The 446-nt window shown below is 65.7% G+C and carries 1 pseudogene; it reads left to right on the top strand.

Annotation, left to right across the window (positions count from 1 at the left end):
* Positions 1-401: pseudogene (locus RIF23_RS20715) on the top strand (transposase); the annotation flags it as partial.
* Positions 402-446: the final 45 nt, after the last annotated feature.

Below are 446 nucleotides of genomic sequence, written 5' to 3'. Positions count from 1 at the left end.
CGCTTTGCCGAGTGGACCCGGGCCTGAGTCTGGGCCAAGCTGCATCGCCTGGTTCTGGAGGAACTCGGCGCACGCGGCGAGCTGGACTGGTCGCGGTGCGCGATCGACACGGTCAACATGCGGGCGCTGAAAAAGGGGACCTGACGGGTCCGAATCCTGTCGACCGGGGCAAGTACGGGTCGACGATCCACGTGATCACCGTACGCAGCGGTCTGCCCCTGTCTGTCGGGATCTCCGGAGCCAACACCCATGACAGCCAGGCCCTCCAGCCGCTTGTGCGCGCGATCGCTCCGATCCGCTCGCGGCGCAGGCCCGGCAAACTACACGCAGACAAGGGATACGACTACGCCCACCTGCGCCGCTGGCTCAGCGGACACGGGATCGCCCACCGCAACGCCCGCACACGGATCTGCTACCGCAGAATCACCAAATGAGATGACCTCTAA

This window comes from Lipingzhangella rawalii, from assembly GCF_031628175.1.
In the GTDB taxonomy this organism is placed as follows: Bacteria; Actinomycetota; Actinomycetes; order Streptosporangiales; family Streptosporangiaceae; genus Lipingzhangella_A; species Lipingzhangella_A rawalii.
This window is presented reverse-complemented; position numbering and strand designations above follow the sequence as displayed.